Genomic DNA, 23,112 nt, shown 5'->3' with positions numbered 1-23,112 from the left:
GAAGGGAGGAACAGCATTGGAAAATGAAAGTTACTTACAGTCTTGGTTTGGTAATATAAAAGGAGATATTCTTTCCGGGCTTGTTGTTGCCATTGCCCTGATTCCGGAGGCGATTGCCTTTTCAATCATCGCAGGTGTCGATCCGATGGTTGGTTTGTATGCTTCTTTTACCATATCCGTTGTGATTGCTTTTGTTGGTGGCAGGCCAGGAATGATTTCGGCTGCCACGGGAGCAATGGCTTTATTGTTTATCGATCTGGTTGCGGAGCATGGAATTGAGTACCTATTGGCTGCAACAATTCTAACAGGAATTATTCAAATTTTATTCGGTGTTTTCAAACTTTCTCGATATATGAAATTCATTCCCCGGTCTGTCATGGTGGGCTTTGTTAATGCACTGGCCATCCTGATTTTTATGTCGCAGCTCGGCAATTTTGAAAATGCGACCTGGCATGTATATGCATTGGCAGGTTTAACACTGCTGATTATCTATTTGCTTCCTTACTTAACGAAAGCTGTGCCTTCGACTTTAGTCGCGATTGTTGTTGTGACCTCCATAGTAATCATTATGGGCGTGGACGTCAGGACGGTAGGGGACATGGGCACATTGACGAGGACGCTGCCTGTTTTTTTGCTTCCAGATATCCCCTTGACACTTGAAACGGTTCTGATTGTACTTCCCTATTCATTAGCGCTTGCTGTAGTTGGATTGTTAGAATCGCTGCTGACGGCCACGATTGTCGATGATATGACGGACTCAGAAAGCGATAAGAACACGGAGAGCAAGGGGCAGGGGATTGCCAATATCGTAACCGGCTTTTTTGGCGGAATGGCCGGATGCGCGATGATTGGCCAATCGGTCATAAATGTTAAATCTGGCGGCCGGAAAAGGTTATCTGCCCTCGTAGCAGGAGTTTTCTTAATGCTGTTGATTGTGCTGTTAGGTGATATTGTCGTCCAAATTCCGATGGCCACGCTTGCCGGGGTTATGATTATGGTTTCAATCAGCACCTTTGACTGGTCTTCGATCAGGACACTTCATCTAGTGCCAAGAACAGATGCGATTGTAATGGTTGTTACGGTATTGACGGTAATTTTTACTCACAATCTTGCCATTGGAGTGTTCACGGGAATCCTGTTGAGCGCAATTTTCTTCGTTTCGAAGATTTCACAAGTGGAGGTCAAGAGCACAAAAGTAAATGATCGCCGAACATACAAACTTAAAGGACAGCTGTTTTTCGCTTCTGTTACTGAGCTCCAAAAGCAATTCGATTACAAGGAGGATATCGAATTCATTGAACTGGATTTGCGGAAGACTCACCTTTGGGATGATTCAGCAGTTGCAGCAGTCGAGAAAATCGTCAGCAAATTCGAAGAGAGTGGCAAGAAGGTTGTTGTCACTGGCATGAATCAGGAAAGCTCCGATTTAGCTGAAAAGCTTGCAAATAAATTAGGTTCGCATTAATAAAGAGGTGAGGATATGTATCAAAAAATACTCCTGGCTGCGGATGGCTCTGAACATTCCATTCGTGCAGCCGATCATGCGATCATGATTACAAAATGCCAGGGAGATGCCAAAATGGAGATTGTATATGCAGTCGATGGGGACAGTTCCAAGTCGGATGTGCTGAGCAGCTGGAACACGGCTGATATCAATGATAAACGGAAGGAACGTCTGAAGGACATTGAGCAGAAGGCAAGAGATTCTGAAGTCAGGTTCGAGATCAAGATTCTTCATGGGGAACCTGGCCCGGCAGTTGTCGATTACACTAACAAAAATAACTTTGACCTCGTTGTTATCGGAAGCAGGGGCTTGAACGGGCTCCAGGAACTTATGCTCGGAAGCGTAAGCCATAAAGTGGCTAAAAGGGCCAATTGTCCAGTGATGATTGTGAAATAAATAAGAGGGGAAAACAAAAAGACACACCGAACTTAGTTCAGTGTGTCTTTATATTATTCCTCATCTTTTTCATAAAAACGAAGCAAATCTCCGTAAATAATCTGGTCTGAGTAGCTCAGTTCGTTCTTGGCATGCTCGATATAAGGTTCACAGCTTGCACCGTCTGTCGGCTCTCCTGTGGCTTTATCATAGCAGACACCCTTCGTGTAGACTACATCTTCGGTAATGAAGCTTCCGTCTCTTAGAGCAACAAAGTTATCCTGCTTTTTGGAGAACATGTCTGCTCCAAACTGGATATCTTGTTTTGTATCAATTCCAGCAAGGTTCAGCAATGTTGGGCGAAGGTCGATTTGACCAGTTACGGTTGAAATGGTCTTGCCTTCGTGACCCGGAATGTGAATGATCATTGGCACACGCTGCAGCTGTGTTGATTCAAACGGCGTGATTTCCTTGCCAAGATACTGCTCCATTGCCTTGTTATGGTTTTCGGAAATTCCATAGTGGTCACCGTAGATCACGATGATTGAATCCTCGTAAAGACCTTCTGCCTTTAAATCTTCGATAAACAGCTTGAACGCTTCATCCGTATAACGGACAGTTGGGAAGTAGCGGTTCAAGGTGCCGCTGTTTGAGTCGTATTCATCGATGAATTTATCCTCTTCATCCAATTCGAATGGGAAGTGGTTTGTCAGCGTGATGAACTTCGCATAAAACGGCTTTGGCATTGCTTTTAAATGTTCAATCGACTGGTCCAAGAAATCGATGTCCTTCATGCCCCAGCCAACAGAATTTTCTTCGTTCACTTCATAATCCGGCAACGAGTAGAAACGGTCATAGCCGAAGTTATTGTACATTACGTCACGATTCCAGAAGCTCTTGTTGTTCGCATGAAGCTTCGCTGTGTAATAAGAGTTTTCCTTCAGCCTTTCCGCAAGTGACATATACTCATTCCCTGAATGGGTGAAGAATACTGCTCCGCGTCCTAGCGGATATAAAGAGTTTTCCAATAGAAATTCTGAATCAGACGTTTTACCCTGTGCCGTCTGATGGTAAAAGTTATCAAAGTAATAGCTGTCCTTAATGAACTCATTCAGGAATGGCGTGATTTCCTGGCCATTCACCTTCTGTCCGATGACAAAATTCTGGGTAGATTCCATTGAAATCACAATGAGGTTCTTGCCCTTTGCCGCGCCGAACATTTCTTTAGATGGTTCTGTGTATTGAGCACGAGTGTAGTTCTCGATTTCGGTCAGCTGGTTGCCATCTGCCATGGCTCTTTGTGCAGTTGTCTTTGTTTGCAGGTACGCATCATAAATATGGTGATTGTACGTCCCGATATTCTTGACAAGGATCTCCCTGTCAAACGTACGAGTCAGCAATTCAGGACGCTCCGACTCAGAAAGCCCGAGGTTGAAAAATGCAAGGCCGATCGCACTGAAGTAAAAGGCAGCTGCATATACGCTTTTGTACTTTTTAAAAGAAATCTTTGGTGTTTTAACAAAAGCCAGGGCTAAAATCAACAATGCATCAGCAAAATAAATGATGTCAGACCAGCCGATCAATTCCCCGACACTGCTCTTTAAATCGCCCATATTGCTTGTCTGTGTCAACAGCGGAATCGTGATGAAATCACTGAATTCCTTATAGTAAACAACATTGGCGTAAAGAATAAAGGAAGTGATGAAGCTTGTTGCGACGACGAAGATTTTTTGCTTCCTGCCGGCTATGAAGATCCCAAGTCCCAAAGCGAACATAAGGAAGCTCAATGGGTTAATGAACAGGATGAATTCCTGCATTTTATTTTCAATATCTATATCAAAATTGAACTTATAAACGGTGTAGGTTTTAAGCCATAATAGGACAATGGCAATCATGACGAAACTTACGGACTTGTTCTTATTAGTCCCCATGCAATCCCTCCTAGGAATCTATTGAAGCTTTCATTTTACCACAATTGAAAATAGTTTTGTAGCTGACCCGATAAACGCGTAATTTTCCGATATTTATTAGTACGAATTGAACACCTGAAAAGTTTCTGGTAATTATTACTATTTTATTGAAACTCCAGCACATTTGGGGGCTGCCCAAGGGGCTTGCGCTTTTCTTTGCCTGAGGAAACTTTTTTGCCGCCCTGTCAATTAAATGGATAAGGGTAAAAAGGTTGCTGTAGACTCACTCGCCCTTAGATTGTTAAAATGTTCTAGCAGTTGAATGGAGGCCAGTCATGAATGAACAACGTTATTCTAATTTAAAACTAGGTGAACGCGGGGCCATTATAAGTATCCTCGCTTATATACTTCTTTCTGTATTGAAACTTTCTGTAGGTTATATCAGCGATTCCGAAGCATTAAAGGCTGATGGTCTGAATAATACGACCGATATTCTAGCCTCACTGTCCGTCCTTATAGGGTTGAGGCTGTCTCAAAAACCTGCGGATGAAGACCATCTTTATGGCCATTGGAAATCGGAAATGGTCGCTTCGATGGTAGCATCTTTTATCATCATTGTTGTCGGATTTCAGGTTTTAACCAGCGCCTTCACCTCGTTTTTTGAAGGAGCTGCCGAAGCACCAGATCTTATTGCAGCATGGACAGGTTTATTTTCGGCACTCATTATGTATTTCGTGTATCGTTATAATCGGAACCTCGCCAGCAAAATAAAAAGCCACTCGGTCATGGCCGCGGCTAAAGATAACCTGTCCGATTCCTGGGTGAGTATTGGAACTGCTGCAGGCATCATCGGCTCTCAGTTTGGCTTGCCCTGGCTTGACCCCGTAACTGCATTCATCGTTGGCGCATTAATTTTAAAAACAGGCTGGGGCATCTTCCGTGAAGCATCCCACCAGCTGACAGACGGCTTTGATGTTGACCTAATTAAAGAATATAACGATACGATCTGTAATATTCCTGGTGTCAAAGGAATTAAGGATTTAAAGGCAAGAAGCTACGGGAACAATATTGTCGTGGACTGCGTCATTACTGTAGAACCGACCCTCGACATCAGCACCGCTCATGATATCTCGACAAGGGTCGAAGTGAAACTTATGGAAGATTACGATATATATGACGTCCATGTACATGTAGAGCCGGATTGATCAAGAAAAAGTTATGAACGGCTATAGATTGGTTCATGCTATACTTAGCTGGACAATTAGATTTTGAAGGGAAAAGGTAAAAATAAGATGAAGTTTGTAAAATCTCAGATGAAACAGTTGATTAAGGATAATCCAGAACTGCAAACGCGCTTATCCAGTTTGATTAAAGAACATGATTTGGAGAAAAGCTTTGCCCTTAAGGCTTTGTATCACTCTGAAGTAGCTGAGGGCGGAAAGTATCAGCTCGCATACCAAGCACTTGACTTGCCCAAGGGGTAAGTCATTTTTATTTCTATTTCCACAAGGCAAGTTATAAGATATGGAATGGATAAATTTATACTTTGATTAGTGTCTAGCTCCAGCACCTAGCCCCTCGAGACGTTTGTCTAGCTGCGGCTCCTAACTCCTCGAGACGTTTCGGTCCTGCCAATGAAGTCAAAGAGCGACTTCACTGTCAGGCCCTCCAACGCTTGTCGGGGCTGTGCAAGGCGCTTGCGCTTTTCTTATATCGGAAGGATTTGAAGCTGATTGGAATTCACTAAATTTGAGCCTGAGTTTTTTATATACAATTATGCATCTCCAGGTGAAGAAAAAGAGTTGTGCGCACTGGAGATGCGCTCGTTTTTTGGGGAGGATACAGAATCCAGCATCCTGGAGAGTACCTTAAAAATAGATCCAAGCCGAAGTCCGTTTATGAGGGGACGTATGGATGTCATCCTTGAAAGTGAGCAATTTGAGGACCTAATTGAGCAAGTGAAGAAGATAGAATTGACTGGATATACTTTTAAAGTGATGTATGTAAAAGCGGCAGGTCCTGAAAAGGTGGATTTTGAAGAAAGGCGCCGAATCGAGCGGGAAGTGGGTTTGCAAATTCCCGGAGAGCCGGAGCTCATAAATCCAGATGTGCTGTTTGGGATCATGAATGTAAACGGGCGTTGGGTATTTGGTAAATACCACAGCAGTGAAGCGGTCTGGCTGAGCCACCAGCAAAAACCGCATAGCTACTCAACTTCATTAAGCACCCGTGTCGCAAGAGCGGTGGCCAATATCGCCGTTCCTGATCCAGCTGGAGTTAAAGCAATCGACCCATGCTGCGGAATTGGAACGGTAGTGGTGGAAGCATTGTCGATGGGGATCGACATCGTTGCCAGTGATATCAATCCGCTCATACTGCCTGGTACAAGGGAGAACATCGCGCATTTTGGCTATGCAACGGAAGTGGCGTTTAAGGACATCCGCAAGGTCACTGGGAGCTATGACGTGGCGATTATTGATATGCCTTACAATCTATGCTCGGTCATCACACCCGAAGAGCAGCTCGAGATGCTTCAAAGCACATACCAATTTGCTGATAAAGTGGTCATCGTCACGATTGAACCAATCGATTCTATCATCGGAGATGCCGGCTTTGAAATTGTTGACCGTTGTGTCGTGAGAAAAGGAACCTTCGAACGCGAGATTATTGTATGTGAAAAATAGGATAAATTTAAGGACGATTATGCTTGTCATAATCGTCCTTTTTTCTTAACCTCTATTTAATAGCCTTGCTGACTCTAAGTTTCTTTCCCTTGATTGTTGCATTCTCCATTGCCTGCATGACAAGTGAGCCTTTTCCGTTCAGGATATCTACATAGGACATAGTATCGTGGATCGTGATGATGCCGATATCGTCTGCCGTTACTCCAGGGATTTTCGCGATTGTTCCAACGAAGTCGACGGCGCGAAGCTTCTTCTTTTTGCCGCCGCTGAAATGAAGCTTCATGATATCCTGGTTGATCCGGGCTGTTTTGTTGTTTTTCACGACACGGCGCCCGCTGATTTTTTCATTGAATGCAGCCTGGTTTCTTGCAACTTCCTGCTTGCTCGGAGCTTCAGTTACGGGAATTTCAAAGCCAATGTACCGTTCGATAGCCTTGATGAACTTCCCTTCATATGGGGTCGCAAGTGTAATAGCCTTTCCTTTGTTCCCGGCGCGTCCTGTACGTCCTGTACGGTGGACATAGCCCTCTTTTTCCATCGGAACGTCGTAGTTGATGACAAGCGAAACGTTATCGACGTCAATTCCTCTTGCAGCCACATCGGTGGCCACAAGGTAGCGGAAATTCCCCATCTTGAAGCCATTCATTACGGCGAAGCGGTCTTCCTGCTCTAATCCGCCATGAAGCCTTTCACAGGAATAGTTTGCTTCTTCAAGCTCGGCAAACACTGTATCAACATTTTCCTTCGTCCTGCAAAAAATAATGCAACTGTCAGGGTTTTCAACAACCGTAACATCTTTTAGAAGGGAGATCTTTTCCTCTTCCTGCACTTCGATCAACATATGGTCAATCGTATTTGTCGTAATACCGGCAGAAGCGATTTCGATGTTGACCGGATCCTTCATATATTTGTGGCAGAGATTTTCAACATCCTTGGGCAATGTCGCAGAAAACACCATGGTAACCCGATTTGGAGGAAGTTCTTCTATAATGGATTCAACAGCATCAATAAATCCCATGTTGAGCATTTCATCTGCTTCATCGATGATTAGATATTTTATTTGGTCCAAAACCAGCGTTCCTCTTTCAATATGATCGATGACACGCCCCGGTGTACCAACGACGACATGAGTTTTTTGCTTCAATTCCTCTTTCTGTTTCGAGAAGGGCTCCTTGCCATAAACGGCCATGGCCTTGATCCTTTTGAACCTTCCGATATTCGTGATATCTTCACGAACCTGAACTGCCAGCTCCCTGGTTGGAGTGAGAATCAAGGCTTGAGGATTCTTTTCCTCCCAATCAACCATATCGCAAATAGGTATCCCGAATGAAGCCGTCTTTCCGCTCCCTGTCTGGGATTTAACGACAAGATCCTGATTTTGCAGCGCTAACGGAATGACTTTTTCCTGTACCTCTGTTGGTGATTCATACTTCAGCACTGTAAGGGCACGTTTAATTTCGTCACTTAAATTGTAATCGTCAAAACTTCTTTTACTCATGTGAAAAACCTCATTTTATATTATTATCATCCAACTTATTTTTAGGATTCTCGCAATGAAACATCATATACATAAACTGAATAGTATTCATTATACTTTAAACACCTGACTAATCGGCTAATATTTAATAATCTCCTTCAGTCTCCTGGTGAAACTATTTTAAAAAGGAAATCTCAAGCTGCGTGCCAACGGCTAATTCTTAAAAAGTTTCACAAATTATCAATATAATCGTCGATACCCAAATGGGTTAACGAGATATAATAAAAGTGATAAGAAAGCGATTTCATTTCACAAAGGAAGGGTGTTGGACATGAATTATCAAGAAGTTAAATCTCAATTAGAAGCATTGCAGATGCAGCTTGCGAATAAGATGCAGAATCCAAGCCTGTCTATAGATGAAAAAAATGAACTTCAGAGAGCGATTGCAAACTACGATTATATTATTGAGCTGACTTGCATGAACCATTTTGAGCGGGGAACAGCCTAGATTATCTGATTCATTATTGACATATAAATTGAATGACCAAATTCTATACTGGGTGAATTCTGACTGCAGGCAAACTCGATGAAAATCAAGTTTTCCGCAGTTTTTTATTTCCTCTTTAATTGGCCTTTTGAACAGACCACTAGCGGTCCTTTATGACCAGAAAATCCAATCATGAATCAACATTGGCAAAAGGAAAGCATCTGCATTAACCCAAACAAGAATAACGTTTGACCAGATTAGCAAAAAAATGAAGGCTTATACTTTTAAAGGTGATCGTTCTTTATTAATCAGCCTTACATTTGAGGTGTGACTGAGTGGAGTCAGGCTTAATTTCTTTAATGTTTGTCAAATATTCAGGAGTGTTCCTCCATTTTATATGAAATAGAACAATAGCTAGTTTCCCCTTCAGACTCTGGCCACTATATCTTTTTAATTCGTATGCTTCAAACCCTCCAAACCCTTTCTTGAACTTGTTTATTCCTTGTCCTTCGATATCATTTGGATTCTGCGACAGACCGCAAAAGTCATACCAATTGCATCCAAGTTCCTTGAAAGAAAGTATCGAATTCCAGTGCAAAAATCGGTTGGCTCTCCCGATCAGATTGGTCTCGGATGAATCCCGGCCTGCTCTTAAAGATGCCGAGTAAAGCATATTCGTCCTTTGTCTATCAAAAATATATCCATGGCAGGCCAATGTCCGATCACCTAGCATTGCTTTGGTAATTACAAAGGCATTATTGTTGCGCAATTGTTTTATCTTAGCCGGGATGCAAGGGCGAATTTTTTTTGCTCTCGCAAATTCATCAAAAAATTCAATGAACTCCTGGATTTCTCGATCGTTTGGTTTTCGTAATATACGAAAGCTCACTCCTTCTCTGTCTGCACGATTAATTTTGTATCTCGTACTTTTCTGGAATTCTTGAAATATGTCATTCTCTGACTTCTGCAAATCGATGACAAGGGTTTTGAATGCCTTGTGAATCTGAAAAGGGCCATTTTTATATGGAAGCCCAGTAAAGGTATTTTTAGGCACTAACAACCATGAATCGATTTGGATATCAGAATTTGCTAAGTCAAGAAGCTTATTAGAGCTGTACGTTTCTGTGAAACGCAGGAATTTTCGCATATAACGAATCGTTAGCATGATCATACTCCCTTCATATCATTCAATGTTTTGTTCCTTATTGGGAACGACTAGGCCATTCATCGTAAAAATATATGGTTCATCTCTAGTGCGTATTCCAAATTGTGCTGAAAAATGGAGGTCTTCTTACTTATTGACGTTTAGGGAATCTTTACCACAAGTTATGCGAATATTCGTTATATGTAACAAATAGAATTTACAAACAGGTGAGAAGGTTGTAGCCCGATTTCTAGGCCTTGACTAAGCAAAATAATTTCAAAAGAGTCGAAAGGATTGACTGTATGCAGAGAGAGATCGATATTAGGGAATTGATCAGCATCCTAAATGAAGGCAGGATCATTATCATACTTATAACACTTATATCTGGCCTCGCTGGAGGAGTTGCCAGCTATTTCTTCATTACTCCGGTTTATCAAGCAAGGACAGACCTGCTCATTAGCCAAAATTTCAAAGAAAGCGAAGCGTCAAATCTGTCATTGGGAGAAATAGAAACCAACCTTAAATTGATTGAAAGCTATCAATATATTGTAAAAAGTGAGCGGGTGTTGCAAAAAACAGCAGAGGTGCTAGGAAAGGGGAACAATAAAAAGGAACTGGAGAAAAAAGTAAAGGTCGAAACCAAGGGAAACTCACAAATCCTTACAATTATTGTGGAGGATACGGAAATTAGTAAAGCAGCAGACATTGCGAACAAGGTGGCGGAAGTGTTCAAATCGGAAATCAAGGCCCTCCTAAAGCTGGATAATATCCACATTTTATCCCCTGCAGTTGCAGAATCAGAAGCTGAGCCTGTTAGACCAAAACCGCTATTGAATAGCATTATATCGACTTTAGTCGGATTAGTCCTGTCTCTGGGGATTGTTTTCATCCGGAGATTCGCAGGATATAAAATTAGTTCCAAACAAGATGTAACAGGTCAATTATCATTACCTGTCCTTGGTGAAGTTCCGTTCATCAATGCCCATCATAACAATGGCAGTAGTTTTCAGTATGGTGAGCGCTACTATAAACTGGTATCTCAGTTAGAAAAGAACTCCTCCATTGCGGATTTTTACCGGTCAATACGAACAAATCTCCAATTCCAAAATCATACAAAAGGATATAAAAGGATTCTCTTCACAAGCTCAAAACCAGGTGAGGGAAAGTCAATCACCACTGGGAATATGAGCATCGTGATGGCTATGGACAATAAAAAAACTGTTTATGTAGATTGCGATTTGAGAAAGCCGAATGGCCATCATATGTTTGGGATTCCCAATCGCAATGGGGTCACCTCGTATCTTGCTGGAGATGCTCAAATCGATACAATCATCAGAAATACTGCTGTGCCTTACTTGTATCTAATTCCGGCAGGACCTATACCGCCAAACCCAGCTGAACTCCTGTCTTCAGATAAAATGCAAAGCCTGTTGGAAGAGCTTGAACAAAGGTTTGATTACATTTTTCTCGATTGCCCGCCAATGATTGTATCTGATACAACCATCCTGGCGATGAAAGCAGATTGCTGTGTGTACGTCATAAATGCCCAAAAAAACAGCAGTACAGATGTAAAGCAGAAAATAAATCACCTTAAAGAGATGAACGCAAACCTGCTTGGAGTGGTTTTGAACAAATCAACAACAAAAGTTACCGGAGAATATTATTATTGAGAACCTGGGAGAGCGCTATTTAATTTGAGAACAAATGAATGGGTCGATGCAAATGAGAGAAGGTATGTATAGTTTCAGCATTTATATTATTCTGGCTCTATTGGCAGGAGGAATTAGCGCAGTTTATCCTCTGAACATATATGCTGGAGCATTATTGTTGGCGGCAATTGTCGCGGCAGCTGCAGTTCATTATCTCCCTTTCGCTGTCATTCTTGCAGGGATTGCATTAAGTACAGGAAAAATTGATCTATATAAAAACCTAAATGTATTTGATATCACAATTCTGTTATTGCTTTTTTCTTATCTGAAATCTAATTCCTTTAAGGTTAGCCTCCAGGGTTGGCCAGTAAAGACGGCCATTTTTCTCATTATCTTTGCTACCGTTCCCATGTTGAAAGCAGTCAATCCGATTGAAAGTTTTTATAATCTTCTACAATTCTTTTTTCTGATCCTTTCTGCATTCGTTTTTTTCCTCGTATTCAGAAGTAAAGCCCTTGTTTTGGTTTTCCTAAAAAGCTGGGTGATCGCTTCAATTGTTTTCTTATCAGTCTATATCGTTCCGTTTATATTAAATTCAAGCTATTCAAACTTGTACTCCGATTTTCTTTCATCGAGGGCTAGCTATACTTTTCTTGATCCAAACTATTTTGCCAGTTATCTGGTGACATTATTTCCATTTATGTTTTTAGGGATGTTTGGAACAGAATCAAAAAGAATGAATGGGGTTTTATTTTACGGAATGGGATTAGTGTTAGTGTCAATAATCCTTACTTACTCGAGAGCAAGCTGGCTGACTTTGATCATTGTATTGCTCATGCTTTCAATTGCATTTATCAAATGGAATAAAAAAGGTTTACTTCTGCTTGCTGGAATCGGATTTTCATTTGTCATCTCAATGTATTTCCTCGGTATTCTTGACTATTCAATCGAGAGGTTCGGGAATCTGTTCGACGGAAGCTCAGATGATGGTTCGATCATTGAGAGAAAACTGATTTTATTATCGGTATTCAATGTGATAAAAGAACACTATCTTTTGGGCATTGGACTGGATATGTTTCCTAGAGTTTATTCAGAATATCAGCCCGTGAATTTCCGAAGTGTTGCAGATACCCATAATACTTACCTGACCGTCTGGGCAGAGATGGGGACATTTGGGTTAATCGCTTTTTTAACTTTGCTGTATCTCTCATTGTTTAAAAGAATGACATTCTATTTAAAAAAGGATCGCCTTCATTTTTTGATTTGCTTAAGCATAATCGCATTCCTTGTCAGCTCGTTTTTTATTAATAATGTATATTCGCGGGTTTTCTGGTGCTTGATGGGACTGCTCTTAGCGACCAAAGCTCAAGTTGATAATAAAGAACCCGAATGTCATAACCCTGAAACGGATTTCGTGAAAAGAGGCAAGTATGATTCTGTTGGTGAAAATGACACATTAGGCTCTGCTTCGGCACCATGAACAACAGAGCCATCAATTAAAAAAGGTTGTGACAAAGGATGCCCCTAACTAGACTGCTGATGGTAACACCATCGCTTCATATAGGCGGTGCAGAAAGACATGTAGTCGATTTATCGAGGATTCTTCAGTCAAAAGGACTTTTGGTTGAGGTAGTGTCTTCAGGTGGCATCCTCGAGAAGGAATTGGCAAAATCGAAGATTCGTCATGTCACGCTAGATGTGAATAAGAAAAATCCTCTCCATTTCAAAACGATCTTGTTGCTTAGGAAGCTTCTTAAACTAGGGAATTACGATATCATACATATCCATGCAGTTATGCCGACAATCCTTTGCTGGCTGGCAAGTTTCGGCCTTAGGTGCAGGATTGTTGTTACTGTCCATGGTTTGGAAGCTTCTAACTACAGCTTTGCCGGCAGAATTCTGAGCCGGCTGTCAAACCGGGTAATCGCTGTCTCACGCGGTATTTATCATGATCTATTAAAGGGAGGAATGGATAAAAACAAGCTGGCCATTGTCCATAACGGTATTGATACCAACAAGTTTGCGCCCTGCTCCATTAAAACTGAATATCAAACAGTTTTTATTGGAGCGGTTGGAAGACTTTCACCTGAAAAAGGCCATCAATACTTGTTCCGTGCAATCTCACACTTAAAAAGCCGTGATATTAAATGCTTCATTATTGGGGGAGGAGCGCTTGAAAAGGAACTTAAGGAGCTTGCAGAGAGTTTGCAGGTCGCTGACAAAATTGTTATTACAGGGTTTGTCTCTGATGTTCAATCCGCGATTGAACAAATGGATATTATGGTCATGCCCTCCTTGAGAGAAGGACTTCCGATCGCTCTCCTGGAGGCAATGTCCATGGGAAAAGCTGTGATTGCATCGGAAGTAGGAGGCATTCCGGATGTCATTACCCATAACAAAACCGGGCTGCTGGTTCGAGCCGCCAATGTCAAAGAATTGGCAGCCGCGATTGAATATATGCTCGATAAGCCTGCAAGGAGAAGGGCTTTAGGAAAAGAGGCTCATCAATATATTGTGGATCAATTCCAGATTGAAAAAATGGTAGAGGGGATCATCGGTATTTATGACCAGACATTGAATAGAAAAACCATGAACGATGACGGCTCATCCTCCATCAATTAGTGCTATATAAAAATGCAGAGTGGAGCTTTTTATGGAAAGTCAGGAGAAGAAAATGAAGGAATGGAAGAAACCGTTCAACAAAATAAGCAAAGATACTCTGATTTATGTTCCTGCGTTCCTGATCCCGGCTTTTATTAATGTATTTTCCCTAGTGGTCTTCACAAGAATCTTTGAAGCTGGTGATTATGGAGAATACTCACTTGTGCTGGCAACTACAACATTTTTGGCGATTCTGCAGTCAGAGTGGATCACCCAATCTGTCCAAAGGTATCTTCCCCAGAATAATACAGACGAAGAGAAACGGAGCTTCTATTCTTACTTACGCTTCTTGATTGTTTCTCTAACTTCAGCTTTTATGATTGTTTCAATCGCAATGTATCCGTTAATCAAGCCATTATTAAAAGGGTTTACCGTATTTTATTGGCCGGCGGTAGTCTTGATCGTTTTTCAAATGTTATTTGCCTTATCAGGCGGCATTTTTCAATCAGAATTGAAATCAAAGGAATTCAGTATTTATCGAATCCTCAATGTATCCCTAAGATTGCTAGTTTCATTAGGGTGGATATATTTCTATGGTAAAGAAATAATCGGACTAATATGGGGGGCAGTGATTACTTTCGGTCTGATATTGATTCCAATGCTAAAGAAGTGCAGCCTGTTGGATCAAAGTGGATTCAGCTTCCGCCGACAAAAAGCCGCCTATAAGCGGTATTTTCTGCAGTTTATAGCTTATGGCTTTCCCATGATGGGCTGGTATATAGGAACATCAATCCTGGATATAAGCGACAGATATTTATTGAAGCATCTTGGATCGAGTGAAGATGTAGGTATCTATTCTGCTAATTACAATTTGATATCGGCGTCACTTGGTTTGGTGACTGCTCCACTATTAACTGCCTCTCAGCCGGTTATTATGAAGATGGTAAATAAGGTGGTAGATGACTTAGATAAAATAAAAAACGTCATCACACATTTATCGCGGATTTATTTATTGGCCGTCCTGCCATTCATCGCTTATGTCACCGTCTTTCGGGAAGAAATCACCTTCCTTTTGCTAGGCAAAGAATATCGAGAAGGTGCCGTCATTATACCCATTCTATTAATTGCTTTTTCGTTATGGAATTTCTCTATGTATGGACAAATCGGCCATATGATAAAAGAAAAGACTCCTATTATGGTGGGATTCGTTTTTATAGCCGCCGCTGTAAATATCTTGTTGAACTTTGTTTTAATTCCACTTTACGGATACCGGGGCGCAGCACTGTCAACATTGTTCAGTTTTATGCTGTACCCTCTGTTTATTTACTATTCTTCAAGAAAATTCATCCCCTGGAAGCTCAAATGGGATTCTTTTATGAGAACTTTGATTATAAGCACATTTACTGGCATCAGTGTCAGTCAATTGAAAGGATTATTTCTAGTGAATATCCATCCATTTATTGGATTAATTATTGGTTTTTGCATTGGCTTAATAATGTATATAACCCTATTGTTTGCAGTGAAGGAACTTAACCAGAAGGAAATACAGCTATTAAAGGGGTTTGTACTTCACGGAAAAAAAAGTAACAAAACTGAATAATACAGAATTGCAAAAATACAATCGGCAGCAATGCGAGAAAGGTGATACATCATTATGATGGTTTCATTCATGCTCCTAGCCGGACCAACATATAGTGTGTCAAAAGGATCATCTATAACAAATGAATGTGAGTAATAATGCCTGCTTGACAGTTTATTTTTCAGCAATTCGCGGGTCAAGAGAACTGTAGGAATAATCTGTTTTATTTGCAAGAGAAGATCCATTTTTTAAACAAACGGCAATCTGTCTTCATGTTTAAAGTCTGCTTTTCTGGGGGTGTGGACTTGAATGATTTTAAAGAAACAAAAGAGGGACATTTGGTGCATCTTGAGATTAGAACCAAGTACCTTTTGTTTAAGAGAGCCATGGACCTGACGATAGGGATTTGTTCACTTATACTCTTGCTTCCTGTAATGATCATTGTAAGTATCCTTATATATTTATTGGATGGAAAGCCCATTCTTTTTAAACAAGCACGCACTGGATTAAGAGAACAGACATTCACCATCTATAAATTCAGGACTATGAAACCTCAAAACAATCAATCCATTCATAAATATAGATGGGACGGAGGAGTCCCTGATGATTTTGTCTTTAAAACGACAGTGAATCCGAATGTGACCAAATTAGGAGCAACTCTTAGAAAGCTTAGTTTAGATGAACTTCCACAGTTGTTCAATGTAATTAAAGGAGACATGAGCATCGTGGGGCCGAGACCGGAAATACCCGAAATTACCAGGCTTTATAGCAGTCATCAAAAAATGAGGCTGTTGGTCAAACCAGGCATCACTGGGTATGCCCAGGTTAATGGGCGAGCAAATAGTACACATGGGGAAAAAATTTGGCATGACCTTTACTATCTCGGAAACTGTTCATGTATGCTGGACCTGAAAATCATCTTGAAGACAATCTATCAAGTGATTGTCTGTAAGGGTTCCTATTAATCAATACATTTTGCGGAACTATTAAAATCGCATCAATAAGGGGTCGAGAAGATGATTGTTGATATCCATAATCATATATTGCCCGGCCTGGATGATGGGGCTGAGGATATACAGAAAGCGATTCAGATGGGCATGCAGGCTGTGGAAAATGGGATAACCCATATAATAGCAACACCACACCATCGAAATGGTGAATATGTCTGCCATCCGGAACAAATCAATGAAGGTATAGCCATATTAAACTTTTTGTTTGATCGTCAAGATATTCCTTTGACTGTGCTTCCAGGAATGGAGGTCCATCTATATGGCAGCCTGGCTGATGACATGGCTTCGACTGGTGGAATTGTCACTCTTGGAGAAAGCATGAAATATGTATTGGTGGAGCTGCCCTATTCACACGTTCCTCATTTTACAGGGGACATATTTTATCAAATGCAATTAAAGGGCTTTATCCCTGTCATTGCACATCCAGAGAGAAATGCTGAAATAAAAAAGCGTCCAAACATCCTTGTGGAGTTAATCCAAAAAGGTGCGCTGGCGCAAATTACTGCAGCAAGTATAGCGGGATTGTTTGGAAAAGAGTCCCAAAAGTTATCAATAAAATTATTAAAGCATAATCTTGTCCATTTCATTGCTTCAGATGCGCATAATGTTACCAATCGCTCCTTCCAGCTTCTTTCAGCCTATAAATATATAGAAAAACATTTTTCGTCCGAGTATACCGATTATTTAATAGAAAACGCGAGTAATGTTGTAAAAGGGAAGGAGTTTTGCATCATGGCTCCTCAAAAGTTTGAAAGGAAAAGCAAAATATTTACCTTCGGTGCAAACCGGTAGATATGTTTCTAAAGGCTGTCGGGGAACGAATGCAAAGGGCAATTAAGATAATTAATAAAGGGGGTGTTTCATGAAGGTTGTCCAGATTATTACCAGAATGGATGAACCAGGTGGTGCTCAGATTCATGTGCGTGATCTATGTCTGAACTTAAATAGTAGAGGCCATGATATATCCCTCATCTCAGGAAGTGAAAATCAGATATTCCCTGAAATTGAAGATAATGCAATCCCTTATTTCCAAGTGAAAAGTATGGCTAGGAATATTAAACCTATAGCTGATATAAGGGCATTGTTTGAAATGAAGAAAATAATCTCGAGGCTTAAACCTGATTTACTGGCAATACATTCCTCGAAGGCGGGGATGATTGGCCGGGCTGCAGGCTGGATGCTCGGTATTCCAACTGTTTTTACTGCCCATGGCTGGGCTTTTACAGAGGGAGTCCCGCGGAAAAGGAAGAATATCTATGTGCAGGTTGAACGTATTGCAGGGAGATTATCCTCAGGTATAATTGCTGTTTCCCAATATGACTATGCATTGGCTCTTAACAACAAAATAATTACAGAAGAGAAATTGGAAGTAATACAGAATGGAGTACCCGATCGACCAGACATTGAGCTGGCAAAAACCGAGGTCCATCCTCCAAGAATGGTCATGGTCGCAAGGTTTGCAGAACCAAAGAACCACAGGGTTGTTATCAACGCATTAAACAAACTCAGGAATTATGAGTGGGAAATTTCCTTTGTTGGTGACGGACCATTAAAAGATGAAATCGAACGATATGTAGGAGAATTAGGTCTTGCAGGAAAGATTAAATTTTTGGGGTCTTCTTCAAATGTTTCAAGTATTCTCGCCAGTGCACAGCTTTTTATCCTGGCAACGAATTGGGAAGGGTTGCCGCTAAGTATTCTTGAAGCAATGCGAGCCGGACTCCCGATTGTAGCATCTGATGTTGGGGGTGTGAAAGAAGCAGTTGACCACACGCAAACGGGTTTCTTGGTGAAGAAGGGAGAGGTGGAGGAACTGGCAGGTTATATTGAGAAGTTGATCAGGAGCCCTGAATTAAGGTTCAAGATGGGAACTGCTTCGCGGGCAAGATATACGGAAAAATTTACTTTTGAAAGAATGATAAATGAAACAGAACAGTTTTATCAAAAAATTATAGATGCACAGTTTAAGAAAGTTGGAGGTGTGAAATCGAAATGAAATCTTTGATCACGGGTGGCGCAGGTTTTATTGGCAGGCACTTGATAGAAAAGTTGATAAAAGAAAAACACGAGATTATCGTAATTGATAATATGTCTTCTGCAGAGGAAAGAGAGTTTCCCGAGAACGCCCGGTTCTACAAACGAAACATAGAGGATGAATCTATAGGGGAGATATTTGAAAAAGAGAAACCTGATTATGTCTTTCATCTCGCTGCACAAGTTTCAGTACAAAAGTCTATGAATGACCCCTATAGGGATTGTCTCTCAAATATCGCAGGTACAGTCAACCTCCTTCGATTTTCTTCCAAATATAAAGTAAAGAAATATATCTTTGCATCATCCGCGGCTGTATATGGCGAACCTGAATATCTGCCAATTGATGAGCAGCATCGTAAACAATCACTATCATTCTATTCCCTTTCAAAAAATACTGCTGAAGAATATATTAGGCTTTTTAATAAGGCATTTCCTCTCAATTTTGTAATTCTCCGCTTTGCGAACGTATATGGACCTGGACAAAATGCAAATGGAGAAGCAGGCGTAATCAGTATATTTATGGACCAGCTGTCTAAAGGATTAACGCCTGTTGTGTTCGGGGGGAATCAGACCCGTGACTTCGTTTATGTTAAAGACGTGGCAGATGCCATGCATGCGGTTTTAGAAACGCAAGAAAGTGGGACTTTTAATGTTAGTACAAATACAGAAACCTCTATCATCGAACTTCTGGAACTGATACAGAAATGCATGAGGAGAAAGACAGAAACACTGACGGAGCCCCCCCGCCCTGGTGATATAAAAAATAGTCGGCTGGATAACTCCATGATAAAAGAAGTAATAAAATGGACACCGAAAGTAACCTTGAATGAAGGAATCAAATATACTTTGGAGGACATAACAGAGACAGGGACATCGTGAGGAAGAAACGAATATAAGTTGTTACTACCAACTATTTTTATTAAGAGGGTAAAAGTATGATTATAATCTCGCGTAAATACTGGGGCATTAACGTTGTAAATATTTATTTCCCATCAAATGATCAACTTCTTGGAGCTGTTCAGGGGATAGTCGGTATCACGCAGGCATCCAAGCCTTTGGATGGATTGAATCCGCTAGAAACCCTGCAAATTGACCTGAATAAAACAGAGGCAGAACTATTCGCCGATATGAAAAAGTCTACAAAGCAGCAAATAAAGCAGGCAATGAAAATTAGTCACCTTGTTTATAACATTGCTTCTAACCCTTCAGACAGGGAAATTTTCGAATTCAGGAGTTTTTATAACAAATTTGCTGCGGTGAAAAATACTTACCGATGCAGGAAGTTTAACTTGAAGACATTACAGTTATTGCGAGATAAAAATAGTTTAATCATTTCAAGAATCATAGATGGTGAAATGCAAGAAACACTTTGTTATAGAGTTTATGTCTATGAGCACAATAGGGTGACTCCGTTGTATTCGGTATCCCATCATTTATCAGCAGATGACCCGCAACGAAAAAGATTATTGAGCCTGGCACATAGATACCTGAAGTGGAAGGACATGCTTTGGCTAAAAGGAGCTGGATGCCAGCTCTATGACAATGGCGGGCTGACGAATGATCCTAATATCAGGAAGTATAAAATAGAATTTGGAGGAACCATTATAACTGAGTATTCCGGTTATACAGCCGGAAACTTATTAGGAAAAACTATACTTGCTCTGCGAAAACTACTTAGAAAGATTTAATAAAGAAAGAGCTGATTGATTTGAATGGAGGAGTCCTGATCATTTCCCTGGATTTTGAATTGACCTGGGGAGTTCATGATGTACTGTCCCTTAATGAATATAGAGAAAACCTGCTTGGAGTCCAGACAGCTATTCCGCGTCTTCTTGACTTATTTGGACGGTATCGGATCCATGCTACTTGGGGAACGGTTGGATTGTTATTTTTTAAATCAAAAGAAGAGATGGTCAGTGGTCTGCCTTCTTTAAAACCAACCTATCGAAATAGAAAGTACTCACCCTATGATAATATGGATTCCATTGGCCCCGATGAACAGGCGGACTTGTTTCACTTTGCCCCGACCTTAATTAAAAAAATTGCTGAAGCTCCTTATCAGGAAATTGGCACACATACATTTTCTCATTATTATTGCCAGGAAGAAGGCCAGACTATAGAACAATTTGAGGCCGACATTAAGGCAGCAATGGATATAGCGGATAAAAGAGGGATAAAATTAAAGACTATTCTATTTCCGAGAAACCAGACAAATATCGAGTATCTTGCCGTTTGCAGGAAATATGGAATAATAGCTTATCGTGGAAATGAGCTATCCAGAATATATGAATCAGGATCATACCAAAATTATCAATCGCCATTCAAAAGACTGTTGCGGATCACGGACTCATATATAAATCTTACTGGTCATCACATTTATAATCTGCCTGCACTTGATGACCATATACCTAAAAACTTACCTTCAAGCCGGTTTCTGCGCCCTTACAACCCTAAGCTGAAGATGATCGAACCTCTTAGGATACACCGAATCAAAAAAAGCATGGCTGCAGCGGCACAAGAAAATAAAGTCTACCATTTGTGGTGGCATCCACATAATTTCGGCAAACATCAAGAAGAAAATCTGGAAAACCTTACCGAGATTCTTGAGCACTACTTACATTTAAAAATAAAATACGGGATGTCCAGCTTGAATATGACAGAGGCAACCTTTAATAAATGTTACGATTCCTGTTAGCTAGTGCCAATTCATTTAAAAACGATGAAGGACGAATAACCCTAATTTCCTCCTCCCAATAACTTCTCGCTAAAATAATCCAATGCATAATTGACCTGAAGGATATCATAAATGTTTTTTTCAATGCAAAACTGAATCACAAGGTCAGATGTTTCACTGTCTGACAAAGAGTAGCCGGCAGAGCTTAACAGCTTGTCGGTTTCTTTTTTGTTCAATTCAAGCGCCAGAGCAAGCGCGACGACAGTATTCTTGCTTGGCCTGTATTCAGGGTTGGAGCGGATTTTTGAAAAAAGTCTCCGGTCGATGCTTGCTTTCTTATAAATCTCGGAGTCCTTACAGCCTTTTTTATCAATAAACCCAAACAGTACCTTCTGCAGAGTCGGCTTCCGTTTCTCTGCAATAAAGCTTTCAATCTCCAGCGGCGATATGCTTTCAAGAACGTAATCCTCGTTTGGGGCCATTGACTTTTCACAAACTACATAGATTAAATTCCGATCAATATACTGCTGCAGTTCGACCAATAGCATTTTATCCAGCATGGGCCAGCCTCCTTTAAAATGTCGCTTAACAGGCGACCAAAATATGGATGATTCTAGATATGATTATATCAGATTCAGCTTAGGAGGATGATAGTGATGAAGAATAATTTAACCGAAATCATTTTTTTGCTAGACAGGAGCGGCTCTATGGCAGGACTCGAGGGCGACACAGTTGGAGGATTCAATTCTTTTGTGAAAAAACAAACCGAACTCGAAGGTGAGACAATCCTGACAACGGTGCTTTTTGATGATAAATATGAAGTACTTTGGAACGGGATTGATGCCAGGGAGGCGAAGCTGACCGAGGATGACTACTATGTCCGCGGGATGACTGCGCTTTTGGATGCCGTGGGAAAGACGATACTTGATGTTGGCTACCGTCTCGCCAGAACAAGTGAAGAACGCAGGCCAGACAAAGTCATCTTCGTGATCACGACAGATGGGATGGAGAACGCGAGCAGCGAGTTCACTTATGGAAAGGTGAAAGAGCTGATTAGGCACCAGCAGGAAAAGTACGGCTGGGAATTCATATTCATGGGTGCAAATATTGATGTCGCCAAAGAAGCTGGCAGCCTTGGAATCCATATTAAGAATTCCTTTAACTTCGAAGCTTCAGAAAAAGGCATTGAAAATATGTATGAAATGGTTTCGGAATCTATTATGGAAAAAAGAATGAAGGGAGTACATGATGATGAAAATCTTTAAAAAATGGTGGTTCTGGCTGATTGCGGTTATTGTTGTCATTGCTTTATCAGGGGGCGGAGGTGAAGAGGAAACAGCGACCAAGTTAGATAAAGCTGCGGAAACTTCAGCTACGGCAGAAAATGATAAAAAAGCTGAAGAAACCTCAACATCGGCAGGAAACGAAGAAGAAGCGCAGCCAGTAAAGGAAGAATTCGCAGTCGGGGAAAAGGTCCAACTAGGTGACAATGTGCTGACGGTCACGAAAGCTGAGAAGTCGGCAGGCAGTGAGTATGACCAGCCAAAGGATGGTCATGAGTATGTCGTCGTCACGGTTGTGATTGAAAATGCCGGCGAGGAAAACATCTCTTATAATCCATTTGATTTTAAGATGTCGAACAGCCAGGGACAAATCCTTGACCAGGCATTCACCACAATCGATACAAATAGCGCGCTTCAATCCGGTGAACTCGCTCCAGGCGGAAAAGTAACTGGAACGATTGCCTTTGAGCAGCCAACAGGTGATCCTGGCCTTCAGCTTCAGTATACGCCCAGCTTCTGGTCCGATAAGACCATCAAGGTGAATTTGCAATAGTGGCAGGGAGCGGCTTGACCGTTCCCTGCTTTTGACGTTTGCCTGACATATTAAACATTATCGTGTAGTGAAAACTCCTTGATGCAGTCCATATATTTGTTTTTAAAAACTTTTTATAAAATATTTCACCTGACATTTTGCTGACATA

22 protein-coding genes are annotated in these 23,112 nt (G+C 41.0%); 18 read left to right on the top strand and 4 right to left on the bottom strand.

Annotated elements, in window-relative coordinates:
- Positions 1-16 precede the first annotated feature (16 nt).
- Together J7E37_RS17220 and J7E37_RS17215 are read left to right on the top strand one after the other, a co-directional pair.
- Positions 17-1,465 (top strand): SulP family inorganic anion transporter, encoded by a 1,449-nt coding sequence (locus J7E37_RS17220; protein ID WP_215025535.1) that lies wholly within the window; start codon positions 17-19, stop codon positions 1,463-1,465.
- Positions 1,466-1,480: 15 nt separating this feature from the next.
- Positions 1,481-1,900 (top strand): universal stress protein, encoded by a 420-nt coding sequence (locus J7E37_RS17215; RefSeq protein ID WP_215025526.1) that lies wholly within the window; start codon positions 1,481-1,483, stop codon positions 1,898-1,900.
- A 53-nt stretch (positions 1,901-1,953) separates the two neighbouring features.
- Here the strand turns inward: J7E37_RS17215 and J7E37_RS17210 are convergent, their stop codons facing one another.
- Positions 1,954-3,810, bottom strand: a complete 1,857-nt coding sequence (locus tag J7E37_RS17210) for an LTA synthase family protein (protein ID WP_215025523.1) — start codon at positions 3,808-3,810, stop codon at positions 1,954-1,956.
- Positions 3,811-4,124: 314 nt separating this feature from the next.
- Here J7E37_RS17210 and J7E37_RS17205 point away from each other — a divergent pair, with 314 nt between their 5' ends.
- The 3 genes from J7E37_RS17205 to J7E37_RS17195 all read left to right on the top strand — a co-directional run bounded on the left by J7E37_RS17205 (position 4,125) and on the right by J7E37_RS17195 (position 6,473).
- Positions 4,125-4,994: a cation diffusion facilitator family transporter gene (locus tag J7E37_RS17205; RefSeq protein ID WP_215025520.1), complete on the top strand. Its 870-nt coding sequence runs from the start codon at positions 4,125-4,127 to the stop codon at positions 4,992-4,994.
- Positions 4,995-5,081: 87 nt separating this feature from the next.
- Positions 5,082-5,273 (top strand): hypothetical protein, encoded by a 192-nt coding sequence (locus J7E37_RS17200; protein ID WP_215025517.1) that lies wholly within the window; start codon positions 5,082-5,084, stop codon positions 5,271-5,273.
- A gap of 249 nt (positions 5,274-5,522) precedes the next feature.
- The gene (locus J7E37_RS17195) at positions 5,523-6,473 is read left to right on the top strand and encodes a TRM11 family SAM-dependent methyltransferase (protein ID WP_251009726.1); all 951 of its coding nucleotides are present in this window, start codon (positions 5,523-5,525) and stop codon (positions 6,471-6,473) included.
- Between the two features lie 52 nt (positions 6,474-6,525).
- Here the strand turns inward: J7E37_RS17195 and J7E37_RS17190 are convergent, their stop codons facing one another.
- Positions 6,526-7,971 (bottom strand): DEAD/DEAH box helicase, encoded by a 1,446-nt coding sequence (locus tag J7E37_RS17190; RefSeq protein WP_215025514.1) that lies wholly within the window; start codon positions 7,969-7,971, stop codon positions 6,526-6,528.
- A 310-nt stretch (positions 7,972-8,281) separates the two neighbouring features.
- Here J7E37_RS17190 and J7E37_RS17185 point away from each other — a divergent pair, with 310 nt between their 5' ends.
- The gene (locus J7E37_RS17185; protein WP_215025511.1) at positions 8,282-8,458 is read left to right on the top strand and encodes a DUF3896 family protein; all 177 of its coding nucleotides are present in this window, start codon (positions 8,282-8,284) and stop codon (positions 8,456-8,458) included.
- Between the two features lie 283 nt (positions 8,459-8,741).
- On the opposite strand, the gene J7E37_RS17180 is transcribed toward J7E37_RS17185, so the two are convergent.
- Positions 8,742-9,602, bottom strand: coding sequence for a GNAT family N-acetyltransferase (locus J7E37_RS17180; protein ID WP_215025508.1), 861 nt, complete (start codon positions 9,600-9,602; stop codon positions 8,742-8,744).
- Between the two features lie 281 nt (positions 9,603-9,883).
- On the opposite strand from J7E37_RS17180, the gene J7E37_RS17175 reads away from it, so the two are divergent.
- The 10 genes from J7E37_RS17175 to J7E37_RS17130 all read left to right on the top strand — a co-directional run bounded on the left by J7E37_RS17175 (position 9,884) and on the right by J7E37_RS17130 (position 21,149).
- Positions 9,884-11,251: a tyrosine-protein kinase domain-containing protein gene (locus J7E37_RS17175; RefSeq protein WP_215025505.1), complete on the top strand. Its 1,368-nt coding sequence runs from the start codon at positions 9,884-9,886 to the stop codon at positions 11,249-11,251.
- A gap of 52 nt (positions 11,252-11,303) precedes the next feature.
- Positions 11,304-12,710: an O-antigen ligase family protein gene (locus tag J7E37_RS17170; RefSeq protein WP_215025502.1), complete on the top strand. Its 1,407-nt coding sequence runs from the start codon at positions 11,304-11,306 to the stop codon at positions 12,708-12,710.
- 38 nt (positions 12,711-12,748) lie between these two features.
- The gene (locus tag J7E37_RS17165) at positions 12,749-13,852 is read left to right on the top strand and encodes a glycosyltransferase family 4 protein (protein ID WP_215025499.1); all 1,104 of its coding nucleotides are present in this window, start codon (positions 12,749-12,751) and stop codon (positions 13,850-13,852) included.
- 52 nt (positions 13,853-13,904) lie between these two features.
- Positions 13,905-15,431 (top strand): oligosaccharide flippase family protein, encoded by a 1,527-nt coding sequence (locus tag J7E37_RS17160; RefSeq protein WP_215025496.1) that lies wholly within the window; start codon positions 13,905-13,907, stop codon positions 15,429-15,431.
- Between the two features lie 365 nt (positions 15,432-15,796).
- Positions 15,797-16,375: a sugar transferase gene (locus tag J7E37_RS17155; RefSeq protein WP_483297222.1), complete on the top strand. Its 579-nt coding sequence runs from the start codon at positions 15,797-15,799 to the stop codon at positions 16,373-16,375.
- Positions 16,376-16,426: 51 nt separating this feature from the next.
- Positions 16,427-17,212, top strand: a complete 786-nt coding sequence (locus tag J7E37_RS17150) for a tyrosine-protein phosphatase (protein ID WP_215025490.1) — start codon at positions 16,427-16,429, stop codon at positions 17,210-17,212.
- A 70-nt stretch (positions 17,213-17,282) separates the two neighbouring features.
- Complete coding sequence (locus J7E37_RS17145; protein WP_215025487.1) at positions 17,283-18,416, top strand: glycosyltransferase family 4 protein; 1,134 nt, start codon at positions 17,283-17,285, stop codon at positions 18,414-18,416.
- Positions 18,413-19,333 (top strand): NAD-dependent epimerase/dehydratase family protein, encoded by a 921-nt coding sequence (locus J7E37_RS17140; protein ID WP_215025484.1) that lies wholly within the window; start codon positions 18,413-18,415, stop codon positions 19,331-19,333. The genes J7E37_RS17145 and J7E37_RS17140 overlap by 4 nt, the downstream gene beginning before the upstream one ends.
- Positions 19,334-19,389: 56 nt before the next feature.
- Complete coding sequence (locus tag J7E37_RS17135) at positions 19,390-20,142, top strand: hypothetical protein (RefSeq protein WP_215025481.1); 753 nt, start codon at positions 19,390-19,392, stop codon at positions 20,140-20,142.
- A 20-nt stretch (positions 20,143-20,162) separates the two neighbouring features.
- Positions 20,163-21,149: a polysaccharide deacetylase family protein gene (locus J7E37_RS17130; protein ID WP_215025477.1), complete on the top strand. Its 987-nt coding sequence runs from the start codon at positions 20,163-20,165 to the stop codon at positions 21,147-21,149.
- Between the two features lie 41 nt (positions 21,150-21,190).
- Here the strand turns inward: J7E37_RS17130 and J7E37_RS17125 are convergent, their stop codons facing one another.
- Entirely contained in the window at positions 21,191-21,688 is a 498-nt protein-coding gene (locus J7E37_RS17125; RefSeq protein ID WP_215025474.1) for a hypothetical protein, read from the bottom strand.
- A 96-nt stretch (positions 21,689-21,784) separates the two neighbouring features.
- On the opposite strand from J7E37_RS17125, the gene J7E37_RS17120 reads away from it, so the two are divergent.
- Positions 21,785-22,393 carry a vWA domain-containing protein gene (locus J7E37_RS17120; RefSeq protein ID WP_215025470.1) on the top strand — a complete coding sequence of 203 codons (609 nt, stop codon included), beginning with the start codon at positions 21,785-21,787 and terminating at the stop codon, positions 22,391-22,393.
- Positions 22,380-22,964 carry a DUF4352 domain-containing protein gene (locus J7E37_RS17115; RefSeq protein WP_215025467.1) on the top strand — a complete coding sequence of 195 codons (585 nt, stop codon included), beginning with the start codon at positions 22,380-22,382 and terminating at the stop codon, positions 22,962-22,964. The genes J7E37_RS17120 and J7E37_RS17115 overlap by 14 nt, the downstream gene beginning before the upstream one ends.
- Positions 22,965-23,112 lie beyond the last annotated feature (148 nt).

Source organism: Bacillus sp. ISL-39 (assembly GCF_018613295.1).
GTDB lineage: Bacteria > Bacillota > Bacilli > Bacillales > Cytobacillaceae > Mesobacillus.
This window is presented reverse-complemented; position numbering and strand designations above follow the sequence as displayed.